Origin of the sequence: Undibacterium sp. FT79W, from assembly GCF_014284215.1 — a bacterium.
In the GTDB taxonomy this organism is placed as follows: domain Bacteria; phylum Pseudomonadota; class Gammaproteobacteria; order Burkholderiales; family Burkholderiaceae_D; genus Undibacterium; species Undibacterium aquatile.
In genome coordinates, this window is sequence record NZ_JACOGB010000005.1 from 255179 (window position 1) to 271830 (window position 16652).

Consider the following 16652-nt stretch of genomic DNA (forward strand, 5'->3'; position numbering starts at 1 on the left):
TTAATCAACCCATTGAATCATGCCGGTATATGCGGTGATCAGAATCATGATGCCGAATGCGATGCGGTACCAGGCGAACACATTGAAATTGTGTGAGCTGATGTAGCGCAACAGCCAGCGTACGCAAAAGAACGCGGAAATAAACGCCGCCACGGTACCCAGACTGAACATCGGCAAATCTGCCATCGACAATTCGTTTCTGGCTTTGTAGAGCGAGTAAACCGTGGCGCCCAGCAGCGTTGGTATCGCCAGGAAAAAGGAGAATTCGGTTGCCGCTTTGCGTGACAGGCCGAACAGCATGCCGCCGATAATGGTGGCGCCGGAACGACTGGTGCCGGGGATCAGCGCAAACGCCTGCGCGACGCCGATCTTGAGCGCATCGAGTGGTGTCATGTCATCGACCGTCTGTATCCGCGCATGGCTGTCATCATGCGTGTCGGCACCTTTCTGATTGCGTTCTACCCACAAAATAATCAGGCCTCCGACGATGAAGGCGAGCGCTACTGGCACCGGTGCAAATAGCACGGCTTTGATGTGTTTGGAAAACAGCAGGCCCAGAATCGCGGCCGGAAAAAAGGCGATCAGCAAATTGAGCGTGAATTTGCGCGCTTTGGGGGCGCTGCCGAGGCCAGACAACACCGAGGCAATTTTGGCGCGGTATTCCCAGCACACGGCGAAAATAGCGCCAGCCTGAATCACGATTTCAAATACTTTTTGCGTCTCGCCGGTGAAATTCAACAGGCTGCCGGTCAGGATCAGATGACCGGTGGAAGAGATAGGCAGAAATTCCGTCAGGCCTTCGACGATGCCCATGATGATAATTTTAACGGCGAGCAGTAAATCCATAGCGTTATTCACTTGTGTAATCGATGTTGAATCGGGCGATGTGGAACCGGGCGGAAGCCGCAGTTTTAGCAGGCACGAAGCTTAACATGCCAGACGCGACTCAATTCCGGTTTTTGCCGCCCGTGACCCGGAAAATACGGCCAGAAATGCATACTCCCCCCCTGTTTTTCAATAATGCAGCTAATGTCAGCGTATTTGCTGGGCTGTTTTAGATACTGGGGGGAGTATGTTTTTGCCTGTGTAGCGCGGTCTGGGCAGGGTAAGCAATGCCGTGCATATATTGCTACGCGTGGTATCGGAATTTAATACTTAATTAAAAATTATTGTTGTTCTTGTGTGGTTTAAAGATACTTTACTCCTCCATCGTGATCGCCTTGTTGAGTGACGAGATGGAAAACGAATGCAGATGTCTGCACATCATTGCCAGCAGAGGAGATATCACCATGCAAAAATCCGGCATACAAACCAGCGCTTCCCTGAAGCAGCAAGCAAATTCGGAGACGTATTTTCAGGATTTTCCGGAAACCGCAGAAATTGCGGCGAAGGTGCCAACAAATATGGGGCCGTATCAATTTGTAGTGAAGCCGTCCCGGCCGACCAAAGGTGCAGTGATGGAAGTTGATCATCAGGGTGCACGGATTATCTCGGCGCATCTGCCAACGCCATTTGCGCGTGGGCAGATACTGAGTGCCAGCATGAACGTGCGTGGTAGTGAGTATTTATTTCTGGCGGCACGTTCAGTCTCTAAGCTGATTTCCAATAGCAAATGCTGGTTCGGAATTTTCCGTGCAGATGGCAAGAAAATCTATGCAACGGTACTCGAACAACAGGTCGATCTGGTGAAAGCGCACGACGATGGTGTGTCGCTTTTCTTTCTGAATGGCGACACTATGCGTATGCGCCTGATGTAATCAGAAATAAGCTGGCGCTGCGGCCACTTAATTTCTCGATATTCCATTTTTGGAATGACGCTATTCTTCGCTTTATTCTTCAAATGCATCGTCAATTGCTGACGGTGCATTTTCTTTTTCCGATACTAAATTGGAAGCACATTTCCGTCTATTTTTGACGACTAAATGTCAATCATTGTGTCTATGATTTGATTTAGCCGTCGTTTCCGCAAAGATAGAGTTTTTGCTCTGTTCTGTTTCGTCAATAAATCGCTTATTCTGAACTTAGTTGCACGTGTTGAGGTCAATGCGTGCGAAACAGAAAGCTACCGAATGTGAATACCCGGTAGTTGAAAGCATGATTAAAATGATATCCAGCAGAATTTTCCCCCGTCACCGTGCATTTTTACGTCCCTTCATTGCGATTGCGTTGGCATTACTGCTATGCGCATTGTATTGGACGCAGTTGCTGCGTTATCAGGCCTCTGAATTAGAGGACAATAAATATCAGACGCGTTTGCGAGCAGTGCAAATGTCGGCGGCGATGGTGACGCAGGTCAGCTCGTCGATCGCCAGTCTCGAATATCTGGCACACACGCTCGCAACGAAGTTCGTAACTGACCGTGCACCGGATTTTCCGCGTTCAGTTGAGACCGCGCTCAAGACTTTTCCGCGTGACAGCATCTTGCAAATTGCCGTCGCCGATGTCAGTGGAAATCTCGTTTATTCGAGTTTGTCCGACCCGCAGGGCGCAGCACCTAAAGTGTCGATTGCAGACCGTGAGCATTTCCTGGCGCATACACATGGTGGCCCTGCAAAATTATTTATCAGCCGTCCGATCATGGGGCGCGTTTCAGGCAAATGGTCGCTTCAGTTTTCTTACCCGGTGGAGCGTGCCGGTCAATTTGCCGGTGTGTTGGTGCTCTCCATCTCACCCGATTACATTTCCAATTATTTCCGTGAGGTGTTTTCCGGCGGCAGCGATGTCGCATTTGTCGTGCGCAACGATGGCAGCTACCTGGCGCGCTCGGTCATGCAGGATAAGGCGATGACGCAATGGGTCGCGCCGGAACGTGAATTTGTGCGTATGCCACAAAAAAACCAGGGGGAATATCATGTCAAGGCAAAGGTTGATGGTGTTGAGCGTTACTACGCCTGGAACCGCTTGAAAAACTATCCGCTCGTGGTCAGCGTCGGTCTCGATAGTGAGCGTGCACTGGAGAATTTACATGAGGCGATTTCTGACAGCCGCTGGAGAAATGCGCTGGGTACGCTTGTTATTCTGGCTGCCGTGTTGTGGATTGTTTCCTTATTCGAGCGCGTGCGTCGCAAACAGATGTTGCTGCAGGAGCATATGCAGCGTTTCGAGATGGCGCTGGAAGGCGGCGCATTCGGTGTCTGGGATTGGGATCTGAGTAACGACCACATGAACATCGATAGTCGCATTCATTTCATATTGGGCATTACTCCGGACGACCTTGAACAGAGTATTGAGGGTATCCGGCGTTTGATTCATCCGGATGACTGGCCAGCGGTGTATGCCGAATTGGAACAGGTACGCCACGGTAAAACCGATAACTTTGAGAACGAACATCGAATGCTGCGTAGCGATGGCGGATGGTGTTGGATCAGTGCGCGCGGCAGGGTGATTCTGCATGACGAAGATGGCCGGGCACGTAAGGTGTTTGGTATTTTTACCGATATTTCCGCGCGTCGTGAAGTCGAGGCTGCGCGCATAGAATTAGAGCAACGCCTGACCAAACTGGTGGCGCAAGTACCGGGCGTTGTTTATCAATATCGCCAACGCCCTGATGGTAGCGGCTATTTCCCGTATGCGAGTCCGCATATTGTGGATATTTACGATACGACGCCGGAAGAAGCGGCAAAGGATATTGCTTTTCTGCTTGAGCACGTTCATCCTCAGGATCAGCCGCAACTGCGCGCCAGTATTGACGAATCCGCCCGTGCGCTGACACCCTGGTTCAACGAATATCGCTTTGTCCGTGATAACGGTGAGATACGCTGGTTAGCCGGATGCTCTAATCCTGAGCGTGAAGCTGACGGCAATACCTTGTGGCACGGTTATATACAAGACGTGACCAAACAACATGCAGAGCATGAAGCCTTGCAACAAAGCGAAGAACGTTTACGCCTGACCGTATTGGCGGTGCAGGATGGTCTGTGGAACTGGGATCTTGGCAGCGGTCAGATCCAACTCGATGCGCGTTGTCATGAAATGCTGGGTTATCCGGCACACGATGACACTATTCAATTTGATGACTGGAGCCAGTGGCTGCATCCGCACGACAGAACGAGCGTGCTACAGCAATTACAGGCGCAAATAGAGCGCAGTGAGCCGTTTCATGTTGAAACCCGTCTGCTGACATCACAAGGTGATTGGTGTTGGGTAGAAATACGCGGCCAGATTACGCAGGAACTCAATGGCAAAGGACTACAGGTCATAGGAACGCAGACGGACATCAGTCAGCGCATGGCCGATACAACCTTGCGCCGTGCCTTGCTTGATAATGCGGCGGCGGCTTTGTTTGTGACTACCTCGCAGCGCATTATCCGTCTGGCAAATCAGCGTGCAATTGATACGTTTTCTGAAGATGGCTTAGCATTAACCGGCAGGAGTATTCGCATCATCCATCCTGACGACGATTCTTTTGATACCTTTGGCGGCTATTACAGAACGGTGCGGCAGGATGGCGGTATCAATATTGATTATCAACAGTTTATCGTTGGTGGTGAGTTGCGCTGGTTTGCGGTTCGTGGCAGTTTGCTGGATCCCGATAACCCTGAGGGTGATCTGATATGGACCATGGTCGATACCACCGAGCGCCGGCGGATAGAGGATGCGTTACGCAGTACCCGCGCGCACTTATTTGAAGTCATACAACATTTTCCGGGTGGCGTTCTGGCGCAAAATCAGAATGGTGACGTTGTTGTGGCGAACCGAGTGATCTGTGATCTTCTGGGGGTGCAGACGCCTCCTGTGGCGCTGACCGGGATCAACCGGGAAGCCTTTCGCAAAATGATTTCGCAAGACATTCTGGATACATTCCAAGAATCTGTCGAAGATGGCGAATACAGTTTGCCGGATGGCCGCACCATCAGAATTAATCTGATTCCGCTGAAAAACGGCGACGACAATATTGGTCGCCTGATGATCGTCAGTGACGTCACCGAGCGGCGACGCCATGAGCAGAATCTGGAGTATTTAGCGACTACTGATGCGCTCACGGGATTGGCGAATCGCCGCGCCTTCATGGCGCGTCTGCAGGCAGAGCTGACATTGATCGCGCAAGGCGGAAAAGGCGGCATGCTGATTATGCTCGACCTTGATCACTTCAAGCATGTGAATGACAGCTTTGGTCACGCTGCCGGCGACGCAGTGCTGGTTTACCTTGCCGGTCTTCTGCACGGCAATACCATGCGTAAAGACGATCTGGCCGGCCGTCTGGGGGGCGAGGAATTTGCTGTGCTGTTACCGAATACCAGCGCTGAAGACGGCATGATGGTCGCTGAACGTTTACGTATTGCTCTGGAAGACAGCAAGATCGATTCCGGTGAAGGCCATTGCATCAGAATCACTCTGAGCGGAGGTATCGCAGCGCTGAATGGCAGCCCCGAGAGCATTTTAGCGGAGGCCGATGCGGCGCTATATCGGGCTAAAAACGGTGGACGCAACCGCATCGTAAAGGCACAGAAATAAGAACAGTGCGGGATTCAGCGTTTGCATGATGTTCATCGCGGTGCGGTCGCTTTTTCCAGTTCATGCAACCATAACATTGCGTGTTCGCGATTTGTTCCGCACATGTCATGTGACGCCTGCAAGCCCGAACAGCAGGCAGGTCGCTCAGGCTTCCCAAAAATCAGACATCGCAGATCGTCTGCCAGCTGTATACATTTAACGCCTGCAGGCTTCCCTTCAGGCATGCCAGGTATCGGGCTGGAAATCGATGGTGCGATACAGCACGCACCGCAAGCATCACGACACTGCATGGATCGCATCCTTTTTTTGGGATAAGGCGGACTGGGCGGATATTGTTCTGTGGAATGCGTTAACAGCATTCTCTGAATTTGCGCGTGTTGGCTTACGACCGTGAATTCTTTTCATACTTGCTTAGACATCCAATGATTAATGAGCCAGGGTGCGATGGCGTTGCGCTTGGTAGAACGGCTAATACCTGCATGCAGGTGATGCCGTCAATTCATCATTTTAAGTGCAGATTTTGGCATTTTGTCGCATTTGCCTGGTTTTGCCGCTGTCTTTCTAGCATGATGCGCAGGATGTTTCATCCGAATATAGTCTTGAATGAGTCGTCTTTAAAATCAAAGAGTTAAGCATTCGTCTTTGCTTAGGCGTGCTATGTTACAACTTGAACAGAAATAGCCTTCTTCTGATTTTGCGCTGCTTACGACAATATATTCTTGAATCAATTAGTGTTAATTTGTGCTTAAAATTGACCTATTTTTCTGGATAATTTGTTTCTAAATTTAGGGTCTCAAACTAAATTGCGTATTCTCATCTATTTCCGCCGGCTGTTCTCGCTTAAACCATGTCACTCGTTCCAGCCCAATGCCGTCCAGTGGCCGGATAGCTTGAAGCTAGGCTAGTGTTCGTGGAGTTGTCGGCATCGCCGTTCGAAGTTGTGAGATTTCACGTATTTTTCAGCTAAGCAAGATGCTATCTTGCACAGACATAGTCCGAGTTCGGCCAAGAACGGACATTCAACGCTGGTGAAAAAACCTGTTCATGTCAATGAACAGGTTTTTTATTTTGTCACTTACATTCTCTCAGTAAAGAACTGTATGCCGGTGCGTTTGACTAGTTCTTCATAGGTGATCGATTTTCCTGCTTTTGTGTTGTCGATGTTTTCGACCCAGTAAGCCCATCTCTTGTTTTCTGAAGGGTCGTAGACCAGTTTGAAAAGATATTTGGGTAGCCGCATAACCGACCTGACGCTAGGTTGAATGAGGACTGTAGGGTGTTTCAAGTATTTCGCATACTCTCATTTTTACACATCAATCTACTGATAATTAATAAAATTATACCAACCATCAATTTAGCATGTTATCCACAGTCCAGCCCGCTGCTCAATGTATCGAGCAACCATGCACAGGATCTACTCGACTTCAAGGATTACCTCTTTGAGGTGGTAGAGCATCAATTGGGGCATCGATTGGCGTTACTGGTTTCACACTACGTGTATTGCTCCCGGAACGACCTTTTGGGAGGGCATTTTATCGCTTGATGCGGCTCTCCCAAAGCTAAAAGTTAGACTATCGAAGCTGTAGACGACGTTCAACCTGAGAAGTCTGATACTTGTCTCTGCTAGTGCAATCAGCGTGGAAAATAGAAGGCAATAAGCAAAGCAAAAACGCCGTATAAAGCACTAACAGCGATCAGCACACGACTATCGACTGCGCCACGCCTAAAAAGCTGCCACAGAAATACAATTGCTAAGGTGGTCAATACGCCTGCAGCCACCAGGGGGCCATCGAAGAGCCATGGAGTAAAAAAGATGCCTAAAGCGCTGGGGATGGTCGCTTGAATCATCATGGCTCCGGAAATATTAGCTAGCGCTAAGCGCTCTTTGCCTTGCCGTATCCAGATAAGTGCATTCATCATCTCTGGCAACTCAGTTGCCACTGGGCTCAGCAATAATGCCACCAGGTGCGGTGGCCACTGTAAGTTTGTACCGATACTCTCAAGCTGCCCAACAAAAACATGGGATGCTGCACTAATCACGATCAAAGCAAGCGTTACCTGCAAGCCAGCCCATTTCAGGGAAGGTTCTAATTCGGACGGGCGGATTTTAAGGAGCTCGATCTCCTCCTCTTCAGGTGCGGTATCGCTCTCTTGAATTTCGCGCCATACGTAGATTGCATAGGCTGCCAAGAAAAGTATGCCCAACCAAGGCTTGATCGCAAAAGCGACTAAACCGAGTCCAACTTTCACCACAAACACCGCAAGAAATGCAACTTGATCCCGGCTTAAACGAACATGGTCGGCGTGAATATGATGCGTATCCCGTTCGAGTCGCCGACGATGAAAAAGTAAGGCCAAACCAACGACGGCATAGCCCAGTGTGGCGAGAACAAGAGGGCCTCCCATGGCTGCACCAACGCCAATATCCTTTTGGTCTGGTGTGGTACCAAACACAACGGACATAAAGGTTACCGCACTTTCAGGCAATGCCGTACCAAAAGCGGCGAGCACAGAACCAACGGCAGTTGCACCGAGATTCAAACGACGACCGAACCATTCGATACCGTTGACGAAGTATTCGCAGGCTAAATAGATGGCACCTGCAGATGAAAAAAATAGGATAAGTGTCAGGAACATGAAGTTATTGTGCCGGGCAAGTAAGATTCCAATGGCGCGCAAATGCGACTTGCCCGGCTGGCAAAACGCATGCGGCCAAAGGTCTCGCCTAGCTCTCCTAATACAGAGGCTGAGCACGCCATGAGACATGAGGTCTCAAGTTTGTTGACGTGATCTCTTTAGCGGGGCTGCTAAAGATGGCTACTCCCCAATGACAATAGCCCGCATTTTACTGTTTTTTTTAAATATTGATATGGTTCATTGCCACTAAAATGCTTCTCGCCGAAGTCACAAGCCATTTATGGGATGCTATATGCTGGGAATCTCTTGGTTATTCAGGTAGCTGAGAATCATTATTTAAAAAGACAAATTAAATTGCCTGAATGTGGTTTTATTGCTTGACACACTTTTGAAGTAAAAACTAAAATTCTGCATCGAAAAAATATGGAGCTTTGATCTTGGACAGTTGCAGTTGTCGCTTGCTAAATTTGGGTAACACCCCAGCCAACATCGCTTAAGCTTCGCAGTCATTTCTCTGCTACAGCTAAGAGTTAGCTGTAGTGTCAACGACTTCACGTCGTCATCCCCACTTACCGTTTGCCGCATTGCGCGTTTGCGTGACTATCTATTTTTGCACTTGCAACTAATAGGCTATTCAAACACATTCGCCGTAACTAAGTAGTTTTTTTCTACTTGGACAAGAGACACTTTTTGCTTTTTGAACTTACCTCGTTCTGGATCACTAAACATTTCATACAAAGTGAACTCCAGATTTGAAGGTCATTGAAAATGAGAGAAGTTCGATATCACACCGAACTTCTCATTTGTACGAGTTTCTTTTTCAAGTGAGTATAAAAATGAAAAAATTAGAAATTACACGTTTCACATCCTCAAGCCGTACGTTGGACAGAGTCGTTAACTGGACATTTGGTTGGTCGAGCAAGCAAGTAGATGCGACAATTAAAAGCAATCATCGATTTTCAAACCGCAGCGTAAGAAGCGGTAGTGGGATCTACGGTATGTTGGTCTCAAAATCACATTCAAGCCGTTAATCATCAATATAAATTTGTATTGCATTTCATTTTCTGAAGTGCATTTAAACAGTATTCAATCAATGGAGTTTTTCGTGGGCATAAGCTCAGATTGTTATAGTTGTCGATTATTAATTTTGACTCTGCCGTAGCACGACCTGCCAAGAATTCTCTTGCCGTCGTCTTGCTACATGCAGATGGCGGTATCCAAACAGTGGAAATTATTTTCTCACTACCGACCTCCAAACTAATTCGTCGAGACCATATAGCACATTGTTATTTGTTTCGATATTGATCTAGATTTTCATCATTGGGGTTATTCGTCAATGATGAGCACCGTCTGCGTGCGCGCAAACATCGATCAATTGACAATTGAACTTAAGCCGACAAAAACGCTTTTTAATTCGTTCATTTTTGCGGAGTTTTGTTATGTTTCAAATCACTAAAATAAAGATTGCAGTGTGCTCAGTCTTCGTCACTTTTTCGGGCATTACCATGACTGCGTGCGCAGCAGATATTGCACCTGAAAATAATGCGATTCTCACTACGCCATCTTTTCTGTTAGATGAATGGAGTACCCATTGGCAAATGACCTATGTAAATCAATGGCATCCTGATTTTACTGCACCATACAGCGGTACAAACAGCATGGATCCGTCTGCTCGAAATACAAATACCACTGACATAACCTTGTTTCTCGGTCGCTGTTTAGGGAAAAATACTGAGCTGTGGTTAAACCCAGAGATAGATCAAGGTTTTGGTTTAAGCAACACGGTGGGAATGGCTGGGTTTCCGAACGGAGAGGGCTACAAAATTGGCGAGAATCGTCCCTATCTTCGCCTACCACGCGCATTTGTACGTCACGTCATTTCATTGAGTGGTGATGAACAAAAAGTCGAAGAAAGTACCAACCAATTGGCGTCGACGCAAAGTACAAATAATATAGTCATAACTGTTGGTAAATTCTCGGTCGTTGATATTTTTGATAATAATAGTTACGCGCATGATCCACGATCTGACTTTTTAAACTGGTCAATTATCGACTCGGGCACATTTGACTATGCGGCGGATTCCTGGGGTTTTACGAACGGTGCGACGATTGAATGGAATCAAGATAAGTGGAGTCTGCGTGGTGGCGCATTCCAAATGTCTGAAGTTCCAAATCAAAAGGTGGTGGGATTTCATTTTCATCAGCATAGTTTCGTGGCTGAACTCGAACACCGCCATGAGTGGGATGGGCACCCAGGAAAAATCAAACTATTAGCATTTGTTAACGTTGGTAGGATGGGGGATTACCGTGATGCAGTTCGACTTGGACAACTGACTAATGCCACGCCTGATACTTCCCTTGTTCGCCATGACAGCTCTAACCCGGGTATCACACTAAATTTTGAACAAGAACTGACGAACGATTTAGGTGTATTTGCTCGCATGGGTGTCAACAGTGGAAAAAAAGAAGCCTATGAATTTACTGACATCAATCGTTCGATTTCGGGTGGTTTTTCATTGCAAGGAACTAGCTGGGGAAGAGCAAGCGACAAGATTGGTATTGCTGCAGCAGTAAATGCCTTATCAGCAGAAGCAAAAGCCTACTTTACCGCAGGTGGCATTGGTATTTTAGTCGGAGATGGACAATTAAATTATGGCAAGGAAAAGATTGTCGAAGCCTTCTATTCAACATCTTTGACCAAAAATTTAAAGCTCACTCTTGATTATCAACACGTCACAAACCCGGCGTATAACCGTGATCGTGGTCCATTTTCGATTTATGGAGTTCGCTTGCATGCAGAGTTATAAATAAGGTTGAAATTATGAGAACAAATCTGAAAATGGTCGCGCAAACTAAAAGCGCCGTTCTCGATGACCAACATGACGGCTTTTTCAATACAATTTTGCATGAAGATATCGCGCCACGAAAATCAATCAGTGCATGCAGGTTGCTGAATTGGCGACACATCAACAACTCAGGCTACAACGTTGACCGAGGGTCTGCCAATATCGCCTAAGTGGGACTGCATACGGAATTTTGAAAACACTATGGACTGTCCGTCTCGACTGCCACCACCTTGATTATTTCAGGATGGTGGCGATAAGGAATACAAAATGAACTTCACCATCCTCAAAGAAATCTTCGCAGGCTTCCTTCGCACCCGCCATATTGCTCGGCATTTTCGGCGCTTCGCTCTACTGGATGCTCTGAACCAAACTGGCGCGAGCCGCGAGGTGCCTGCCACACTTGCGCAAACGCTCGTAGCCGCAGCTAAGAGCGATACCGAGGCCCTTTTCAAGACACTTGATAGCCACGCCGACGGTCTCACTGAAGGACAGGCTGAAGCTGTCCGTGAGCGTGTCGGCTTAAACGAAGTCGAACACGAAAAGCCTTTGCCTTGGTGGATGCACCTATGGCACTGCTATAAAAACCCGTTCAACCTGCTGCTTACATTGCTGGTCGTCGTTTCCTATGCGACCGACGACATGAAAGCCGCTCTCGTGATTGGCACGATGGTGGTGCTCTCAACATTTTTGCGTTTTTGGCAAGAGTCTAGATCCAACAAGGCAGCTGACGAGCTCAAGGCAATGGTGAGCAATACGGCAACTGTAATACGACGCGACCCCTCGGAAGACGCTGCGGAAGAGGCCAGAAAGTATTTCGATGTTGCATTACACCCCAAAGCGGCGCATCGCATTGAGGTGCCCATCAAGCAACTCGTACCCGGCGATTTGGTTGCGTTATCTGCAGGCGATATGATTCCGGCGGACTGCCGCTTGCTCACGGCCAAAGACCTGTTCATCGCGCAATCCGCTATGACAGGTGAGTCTATGCCAGTAGAGAAATTCACGTTCCTGTCGGACACAAACGCAGTCAGTCCGCTGGAGTTAGACAACATCGTTTTTATGGGCACTAACGTGGTTTCCGGCGCAGCAACGGCCATCGTGATTTCGACCGGCAACAGCACCTACTTCGGTGCGCTGGCCGTCCGGGTAACTGCCACAGACCGCGCGCCAACGGCGTTTCAGTCGGGTGTCAACAAGATCAGTTGGCTCTTGATCCGGTTCATGTTCGTCATGGCTCCATTGGTACTGTTCATCAACGGATTTACCAAAGGGGACTGGATGGAGGCGCTGCTGTTTGCTCTCTCCATCGCCGTTGGCTTGACGCCCGAAATGCTGCCGATGATTGTCACTTCGACCCTCGCTAAGGGGGCGGTAATTTTGTCGCGCAAGAAGGTCATCGTCAAGCGGTTGGACGCGATTCAGAACTTTGGTGCCATGGACGTACTCTGTACTGACAAAACCGGCACGCTGACGCAGGACAAGATTTTACTATCGCGCCACATTGATGCTTGGGGACTGGATTCCGACGAAGTGTTGGAGATGGCTTACCTCAACAGCTACTACCAGACGGGTTTGAAAAATCTGCTTGACGTGGCCGTATTAGAACATGTTGAGGTGCACAGCGTATTGGAAGTTGCCACAGCCTTCCGTAAGGTGGACGAAATTCCATTCGACTTCACACGCCGTCGGATGTCGGTGGTGGTCGCGGAACATGATGAGCATCACTTATTGATTACCAAAGGAGCCGTAGAAGAAATTCTGTCTGTCTGCACCCAGGTCCGTCATGGCGAGGCAGTGGAATCCCTCACACCGGAACTGCTGAACCGCATCCGTCAAATTACTGCAAACCTTAATGAAGAAGGTTTGCGTGTGGTTGGCGTTGCTGCTAAGGAGTTGCCACCGACCAAGGACACCTATGGTCTTGCAGATGAAGGCGAGTTGACTTTGATCGGATACGTTGCATTCCTTGATCCACCTAAGGACAGCGCGGCTCCGGCGCTAAAAGCTTTGGCCGAGCACGGTGTGACTGTTAAGGTGCTTACCGGAGACAACGAATTGGTCACGGAAAAAGTGTGCCGCGAGGTAGGCATCAAAGTTAAACCAGAAACTATTCTGATGGGTTCCGATATCGAGCGCATGGATGATAGCAAGTTGGCAATGGCTGTGGAGAAAACCAATGTCTTTGCCAAGCTCACGCCCGCCAACAAAGAGCGCATTGTGCGGATGCTTAAGAGCAACGGCCATGTAGTTGGTTTCATGGGAGATGGCATTAATGATGCGCCAGCCCTGCGTGCTGCCGATATCGGCATCTCGGTCGATACGGCGGTCGACATTGCAAAGGAGGCGGCTGACATCATTTTGCTGGAAAAGAGTTTAATGATCCTGGAAGAAGGTGTGTTGGAAGGTCGGCGTACCTTCTCCAACATGCTTAAGTACATCAAGATGACTGCCAGTTCCAACTTCGGCAATGTGTTCTCGGTGCTGGTGGCCAGCGCCTTCATTCCGTTCTTGCCGATGCTGCCGATGCACCTTTTGGTGCAAAACCTGTTGTACGATATTTCTCAGATCGCTATCCCTTTCGACAACGTGGACGAGGAACTGCTGAAGAAGCCTCAAGGCTGGCAACCTGTTGATGTAGGCCGTTTCATGGTGTTTTTCGGTCCAATCAGTTCTGTTTTTGACATTACCACTTTCTTGATGATGTGGTTCGTATTCGGGGCCAACACGCCGGAAAAGCAGACTCTGTTTCAGTCAGGCTGGTTCATCGTTGGCCTGCTAACGCAAACCTTGATCGTGCACATGATCCGTACGTCCAAGCTACCGTTCATCCAAAGTCATGCGTCGACCCCGCTCATGGTAACTACGGGAATCATCATGGCCGTCGGGATTTTTCTGCCGATGGGGCCGCTAGCGAACTACTTCAAGCTGCAAGCGTTGCCGCCGCTGTACTTCGTTTTTCTACCCGTGATCCTTCTGGCCTACATTGGTCTGACTCAGGCCGTGAAGGGATTCTACACACGCCGTTATGGCTGGCAATGAGGGTAAGAACATGCTTGCAATTCAAAACATCAACCTTATTTCCTTGCTCGATACGCTGGTGAGCTTGATGACCGCCTTTGTTCTAGGCGGGCTCATAGGTTTCGAGCGGCAATACCGGCAGCGTACCGCAGGCCTGCGTACCAACGTGTTGGTGGCGGTGGGGGCGGCAGTGTTTGTTGATATGGCCAACCGGTTGGGTGGTCACGAAGGGGCCGTTCACGTGGTGGCCTACGTTGTCTCAGGCATCGGCTTCTTGGGGGCTGGCGTCATCATGCGCGAGGAAGGCAATGTGCGCGGCATAAACACGGCCGCGACACTGTGGGGCTCGGCTGCCGTCGGCGCCGCCGCCGGAGCTGATTTGATTCTCGAAGCAGTAATGGGAACGTTGTTTGTGCTGGCTGCGAACACACTCCTGCGTCCCATCGTTAACTCGATCAACCGTCAGCCACTCGACATAATCTCGGTTGAAGTCACCAATACGGTCTACGTCATTGCTAACCGCGAGAGCCAGAAAGACGTGTTGGCGATATTGGAAGGCGAACTGGAACGCTGCAGCTACCCGATTCGGAACCTCGATATTCATGCTTTTGGAGAGGATGATGTTGAGATTGAGGCGACGCTTGCAGCTACCTCCGTCGAAGGCGTCGAGCTGGACGCATTGGTGCAGCGCCTCGCTGTGTCGCCCACGGTCAGACAGGCATTTTGGAGTCCGAGTACGACAGAGTAGGACTTAAAAATGTTTGCTTATTACCCTATGTACCCAACTCGGGGAAGATAATCGCTACCTAATTTTCGGAAAGCCGGAGCAACCAGCCGTGTGCTCGTCATTACAGCCTGAACCAATGACGTGCGGGGAAAGTCGCGAGCAGGCAATACACTGGCTTACGCTGATGGATGAAATTACTGCTCCCGCAAAATCTCTGCCAGAAGAACAAGCTTGATCCAGAGCCACCGAGGGTTGAACCTCACAGCTTCACCACCCTTTGCCCTGTCTCAAACGTTTCCTCACAGTCGAGCACTATCCCCTGACTGCTGTTGTTAGTTATTCTTGGCGCCCACTACTCTACTCAATGTTCACTGCGGTAAAAGCAGCAAGAAAGTCTCCATGCTGTCGCGCGCATCTTAATAGCTTTTCACTGCCGTAAACGTTGCAATTAATAACTCGCCCACTTTGAACCAACGTTTGCAATATCTGTGAACTGATTTGAATTCCGCATTGTGTATGCCAGCTCGATTAGGTTATTTGTCAGATTGCATTTCATTATAAAAATTGTACGCATTCGTTTTAAATCTTCAAGCACATGGATTAATACTAGCTTAAAAACACAACATCAATTTATAATAACAATCATTCTCATTTGTATTTAAGTTAAATTATCAAGACAAACTTATGGATTTAACGATGCTATTCATTAAAAAGACTGTTGCAGCATTCTTTTCCTCCCGCGAAATCCATTGCATCTCCCTCGCAGCTCTTGCCCTGAGCTTAGCCGCCTGTGGTGGTACTGATAGTCCAGTAAGTAATGGCACGTCTGTTGCGAAGGGGGCCGGCATGAGTGCTGCGGCGCAGATAGGAGAGAAAATCTTCAAAGATGTGAGCCTGTCAGCTTCCGGCAAGATGTCGTGTGCAACTTGCCATGACGCTGATAATGCACATGCGCCTAAGAATGATCTGGCGGTGCAACTCGGTGGGCCGAACCTGGATGTGCCGGGTACGCGGGCGGTGCCGTCGTTACGTTATCTGGAGTTGAACCCGGCCTTCTTTTTTGCGGCGGATGGTACGCCCACTGGCGGTTTTACCCGCGATGGCAAAGCCAATACCCTGGCGCAGCAGGCAGAGACGCCTTTCCTGGCGGCGCATGAGATGGCCAATAAAGACCGTGCAGATGTGGTCGCCAAGTTGCAAAGAGCCAGCTATGTAAATGAGTTCAAGACGGCCTTTGGTGTAACCGTGTTTGACAATGCCGATACGGCGTTTGAACGTATCCTGTTCTCGTTGCAGCAGTATCAGAAAGAAGATAGCGACTTTCATCCTTATGATTCGAAGTATGACCAGTTTCTTGCTGGCCGTGCCAAGCTCAGTGATGCCGAGTTGCGTGGGCTTGCGCTGTTCAATAATCCTATCAAGGGCAATTGCGCGTCTTGCCATCTGAGTGCCAAGGGTGCAGATGGTGCTTCGCCTTTGTTCACTGACTTTACTTACGATAACCTCGGCGTGCCGCGCAATATGGATATACCGGCCAATGCTGATCCTGCTTTCTTCGATCTTGGCCTGTGCGGTCCTGACCGTAAGGATCTGGTGACACGTAGTGCGCTGTGCGGCGCTTTCAAGGTGCCTACGCTGCGCAATGTGGCAACGCGTAAAGTGTTTTTCCACAACGGCAAATTCAAGAGCCTGCGCGATGCGGTGAATTTTTATGTGCGCCGCGATACCAATCCTGAAGAGTGGTTCCCTTATGGAGCTGATGGCAATGCCCTCAAGTTCAATGACTTGCCTGCGTTGTATATCGCCAATGTGAATACGACAGAAGTGCCTTACAACCGCCAGCGTGGCATGGCTGCTGCCCTGACTTCTGATGAAGTGGATGATGTCGTCAAGTTCCTTGGCACATTAAACGATGGTTACAAGCCTTGATACACGGTCTCTTCATCACATAACAAATTTAAAGAATTTAA

10 protein-coding genes and 1 riboswitch are annotated in these 16652 nt (G+C 49.0%); of the genes, 6 read left to right on the forward strand and 4 right to left on the reverse strand.

Features of this window, described 5'->3' with window-relative positions:
- Positions 1 to 846, reverse strand: coding sequence for an undecaprenyl-diphosphate phosphatase (locus H8K38_RS10805; RefSeq protein ID WP_186884836.1), 846 nt, complete (start codon positions 844 to 846; stop codon positions 1 to 3).
- A gap of 443 nt (positions 847 to 1289) precedes the next feature.
- Here H8K38_RS10805 and H8K38_RS10810 point away from each other — a divergent pair, with 443 nt between their 5' ends.
- Both H8K38_RS10810 and H8K38_RS10815 read left to right on the forward strand, forming a co-directional pair.
- A complete protein-coding gene (locus H8K38_RS10810) occupies positions 1290 to 1757 on the forward strand; it encodes a hypothetical protein (protein ID WP_186884837.1) in 468 nt (155 codons plus the stop codon).
- Between the two features lie 346 nt (positions 1758 to 2103).
- Positions 2104 to 5454 (forward strand): PAS domain-containing protein, encoded by a 3351-nt coding sequence (locus H8K38_RS10815; protein ID WP_186884838.1) that lies wholly within the window; start codon positions 2104 to 2106, stop codon positions 5452 to 5454.
- Between the two features lie 32 nt (positions 5455 to 5486).
- Here H8K38_RS10815 and H8K38_RS18445 read toward each other — a convergent pair whose 3' ends face one another.
- The 3 genes from H8K38_RS18445 to H8K38_RS10825 all read right to left on the reverse strand — a co-directional run bounded on the left by H8K38_RS18445 (position 5487) and on the right by H8K38_RS10825 (position 8091).
- A complete protein-coding gene (locus tag H8K38_RS18445) occupies positions 5487 to 5753 on the reverse strand; it encodes a YkgJ family cysteine cluster protein (protein ID WP_255422922.1) in 267 nt (88 codons plus the stop codon).
- 776 nt (positions 5754 to 6529) lie between these two features.
- On the reverse strand, positions 6530 to 6694 hold the full coding sequence (locus H8K38_RS10820) for a hypothetical protein (RefSeq protein WP_186884839.1): 165 nt from the start codon (positions 6692 to 6694) through the stop codon (positions 6530 to 6532).
- A 392-nt stretch (positions 6695 to 7086) separates the two neighbouring features.
- Positions 7087 to 8091 carry a sodium:calcium antiporter gene (locus tag H8K38_RS10825; RefSeq protein ID WP_186884966.1) on the reverse strand — a complete coding sequence of 335 codons (1005 nt, stop codon included), beginning with the start codon at positions 8089 to 8091 and terminating at the stop codon, positions 7087 to 7089.
- A gap of 90 nt (positions 8092 to 8181) precedes the next feature.
- A riboswitch (yybP-ykoY riboswitch) is annotated at positions 8182 to 8292 on the reverse strand.
- Positions 8293 to 9530: 1238 nt separating this feature from the next.
- Here H8K38_RS10825 and H8K38_RS10830 point away from each other — a divergent pair.
- The 4 genes from H8K38_RS10830 to H8K38_RS10845 all read left to right on the forward strand — a co-directional run bounded on the left by H8K38_RS10830 (position 9531) and on the right by H8K38_RS10845 (position 16611).
- The gene (locus H8K38_RS10830) at positions 9531 to 10898 is read left to right on the forward strand and encodes a carbohydrate porin (RefSeq protein WP_186884840.1); all 1368 of its coding nucleotides are present in this window, start codon (positions 9531 to 9533) and stop codon (positions 10896 to 10898) included.
- A 306-nt stretch (positions 10899 to 11204) separates the two neighbouring features.
- Positions 11205 to 13976 (forward strand): magnesium-translocating P-type ATPase, encoded by a 2772-nt coding sequence (mgtA, locus tag H8K38_RS10835; RefSeq protein WP_186884841.1) that lies wholly within the window; start codon positions 11205 to 11207, stop codon positions 13974 to 13976.
- Between the two features lie 10 nt (positions 13977 to 13986).
- Complete coding sequence (locus H8K38_RS10840; protein WP_186884842.1) at positions 13987 to 14703, forward strand: MgtC/SapB family protein; 717 nt, start codon at positions 13987 to 13989, stop codon at positions 14701 to 14703.
- A gap of 675 nt (positions 14704 to 15378) precedes the next feature.
- Positions 15379 to 16611, forward strand: coding sequence for a cytochrome-c peroxidase (locus tag H8K38_RS10845; RefSeq protein ID WP_186884843.1), 1233 nt, complete (start codon positions 15379 to 15381; stop codon positions 16609 to 16611).
- The last annotated feature ends 41 nt before the right edge of the window (positions 16612 to 16652 follow it).

Bases quoted from the DNA above. Each gene is read 5' to 3' on its own strand.
- H8K38_RS10845 (WP_186884843.1), top strand. From the start codon at position 15,379: ATGCTATTCATTAAAAAGACTGTTGCAGCATTCTTTTCCTCCCGCGAA.
- H8K38_RS10810 (WP_186884837.1), top strand. From the start codon at position 1,290: ATGCAAAAATCCGGCATACAAACCAGCGCTTCCCTGAAGCAGCAAGCA.
- H8K38_RS10805 (WP_186884836.1), bottom strand. From the start codon at position 846: ATGGATTTACTGCTCGCCGTTAAAATTATCATCATGGGCATCGTCGAA.
- H8K38_RS10820 (WP_186884839.1), bottom strand. From the start codon at position 6,694: ATGCGGCTACCCAAATATCTTTTCAAACTGGTCTACGACCCTTCAGAA.
- H8K38_RS10825 (WP_186884966.1), bottom strand. From the start codon at position 8,091: ATGTTCCTGACACTTATCCTATTTTTTTCATCTGCAGGTGCCATCTAT.
- H8K38_RS10815 (WP_186884838.1), top strand. From the start codon at position 2,104: ATGATATCCAGCAGAATTTTCCCCCGTCACCGTGCATTTTTACGTCCC.
- H8K38_RS10830 (WP_186884840.1), top strand. From the start codon at position 9,531: ATGTTTCAAATCACTAAAATAAAGATTGCAGTGTGCTCAGTCTTCGTC.
- mgtA (WP_186884841.1), top strand. From the start codon at position 11,205: ATGAACTTCACCATCCTCAAAGAAATCTTCGCAGGCTTCCTTCGCACC.
- H8K38_RS10840 (WP_186884842.1), top strand. From the start codon at position 13,987: ATGCTTGCAATTCAAAACATCAACCTTATTTCCTTGCTCGATACGCTG.
- H8K38_RS18445 (WP_255422922.1), bottom strand. From the start codon at position 5,753: ATGCGATCCATGCAGTGTCGTGATGCTTGCGGTGCGTGCTGTATCGCA.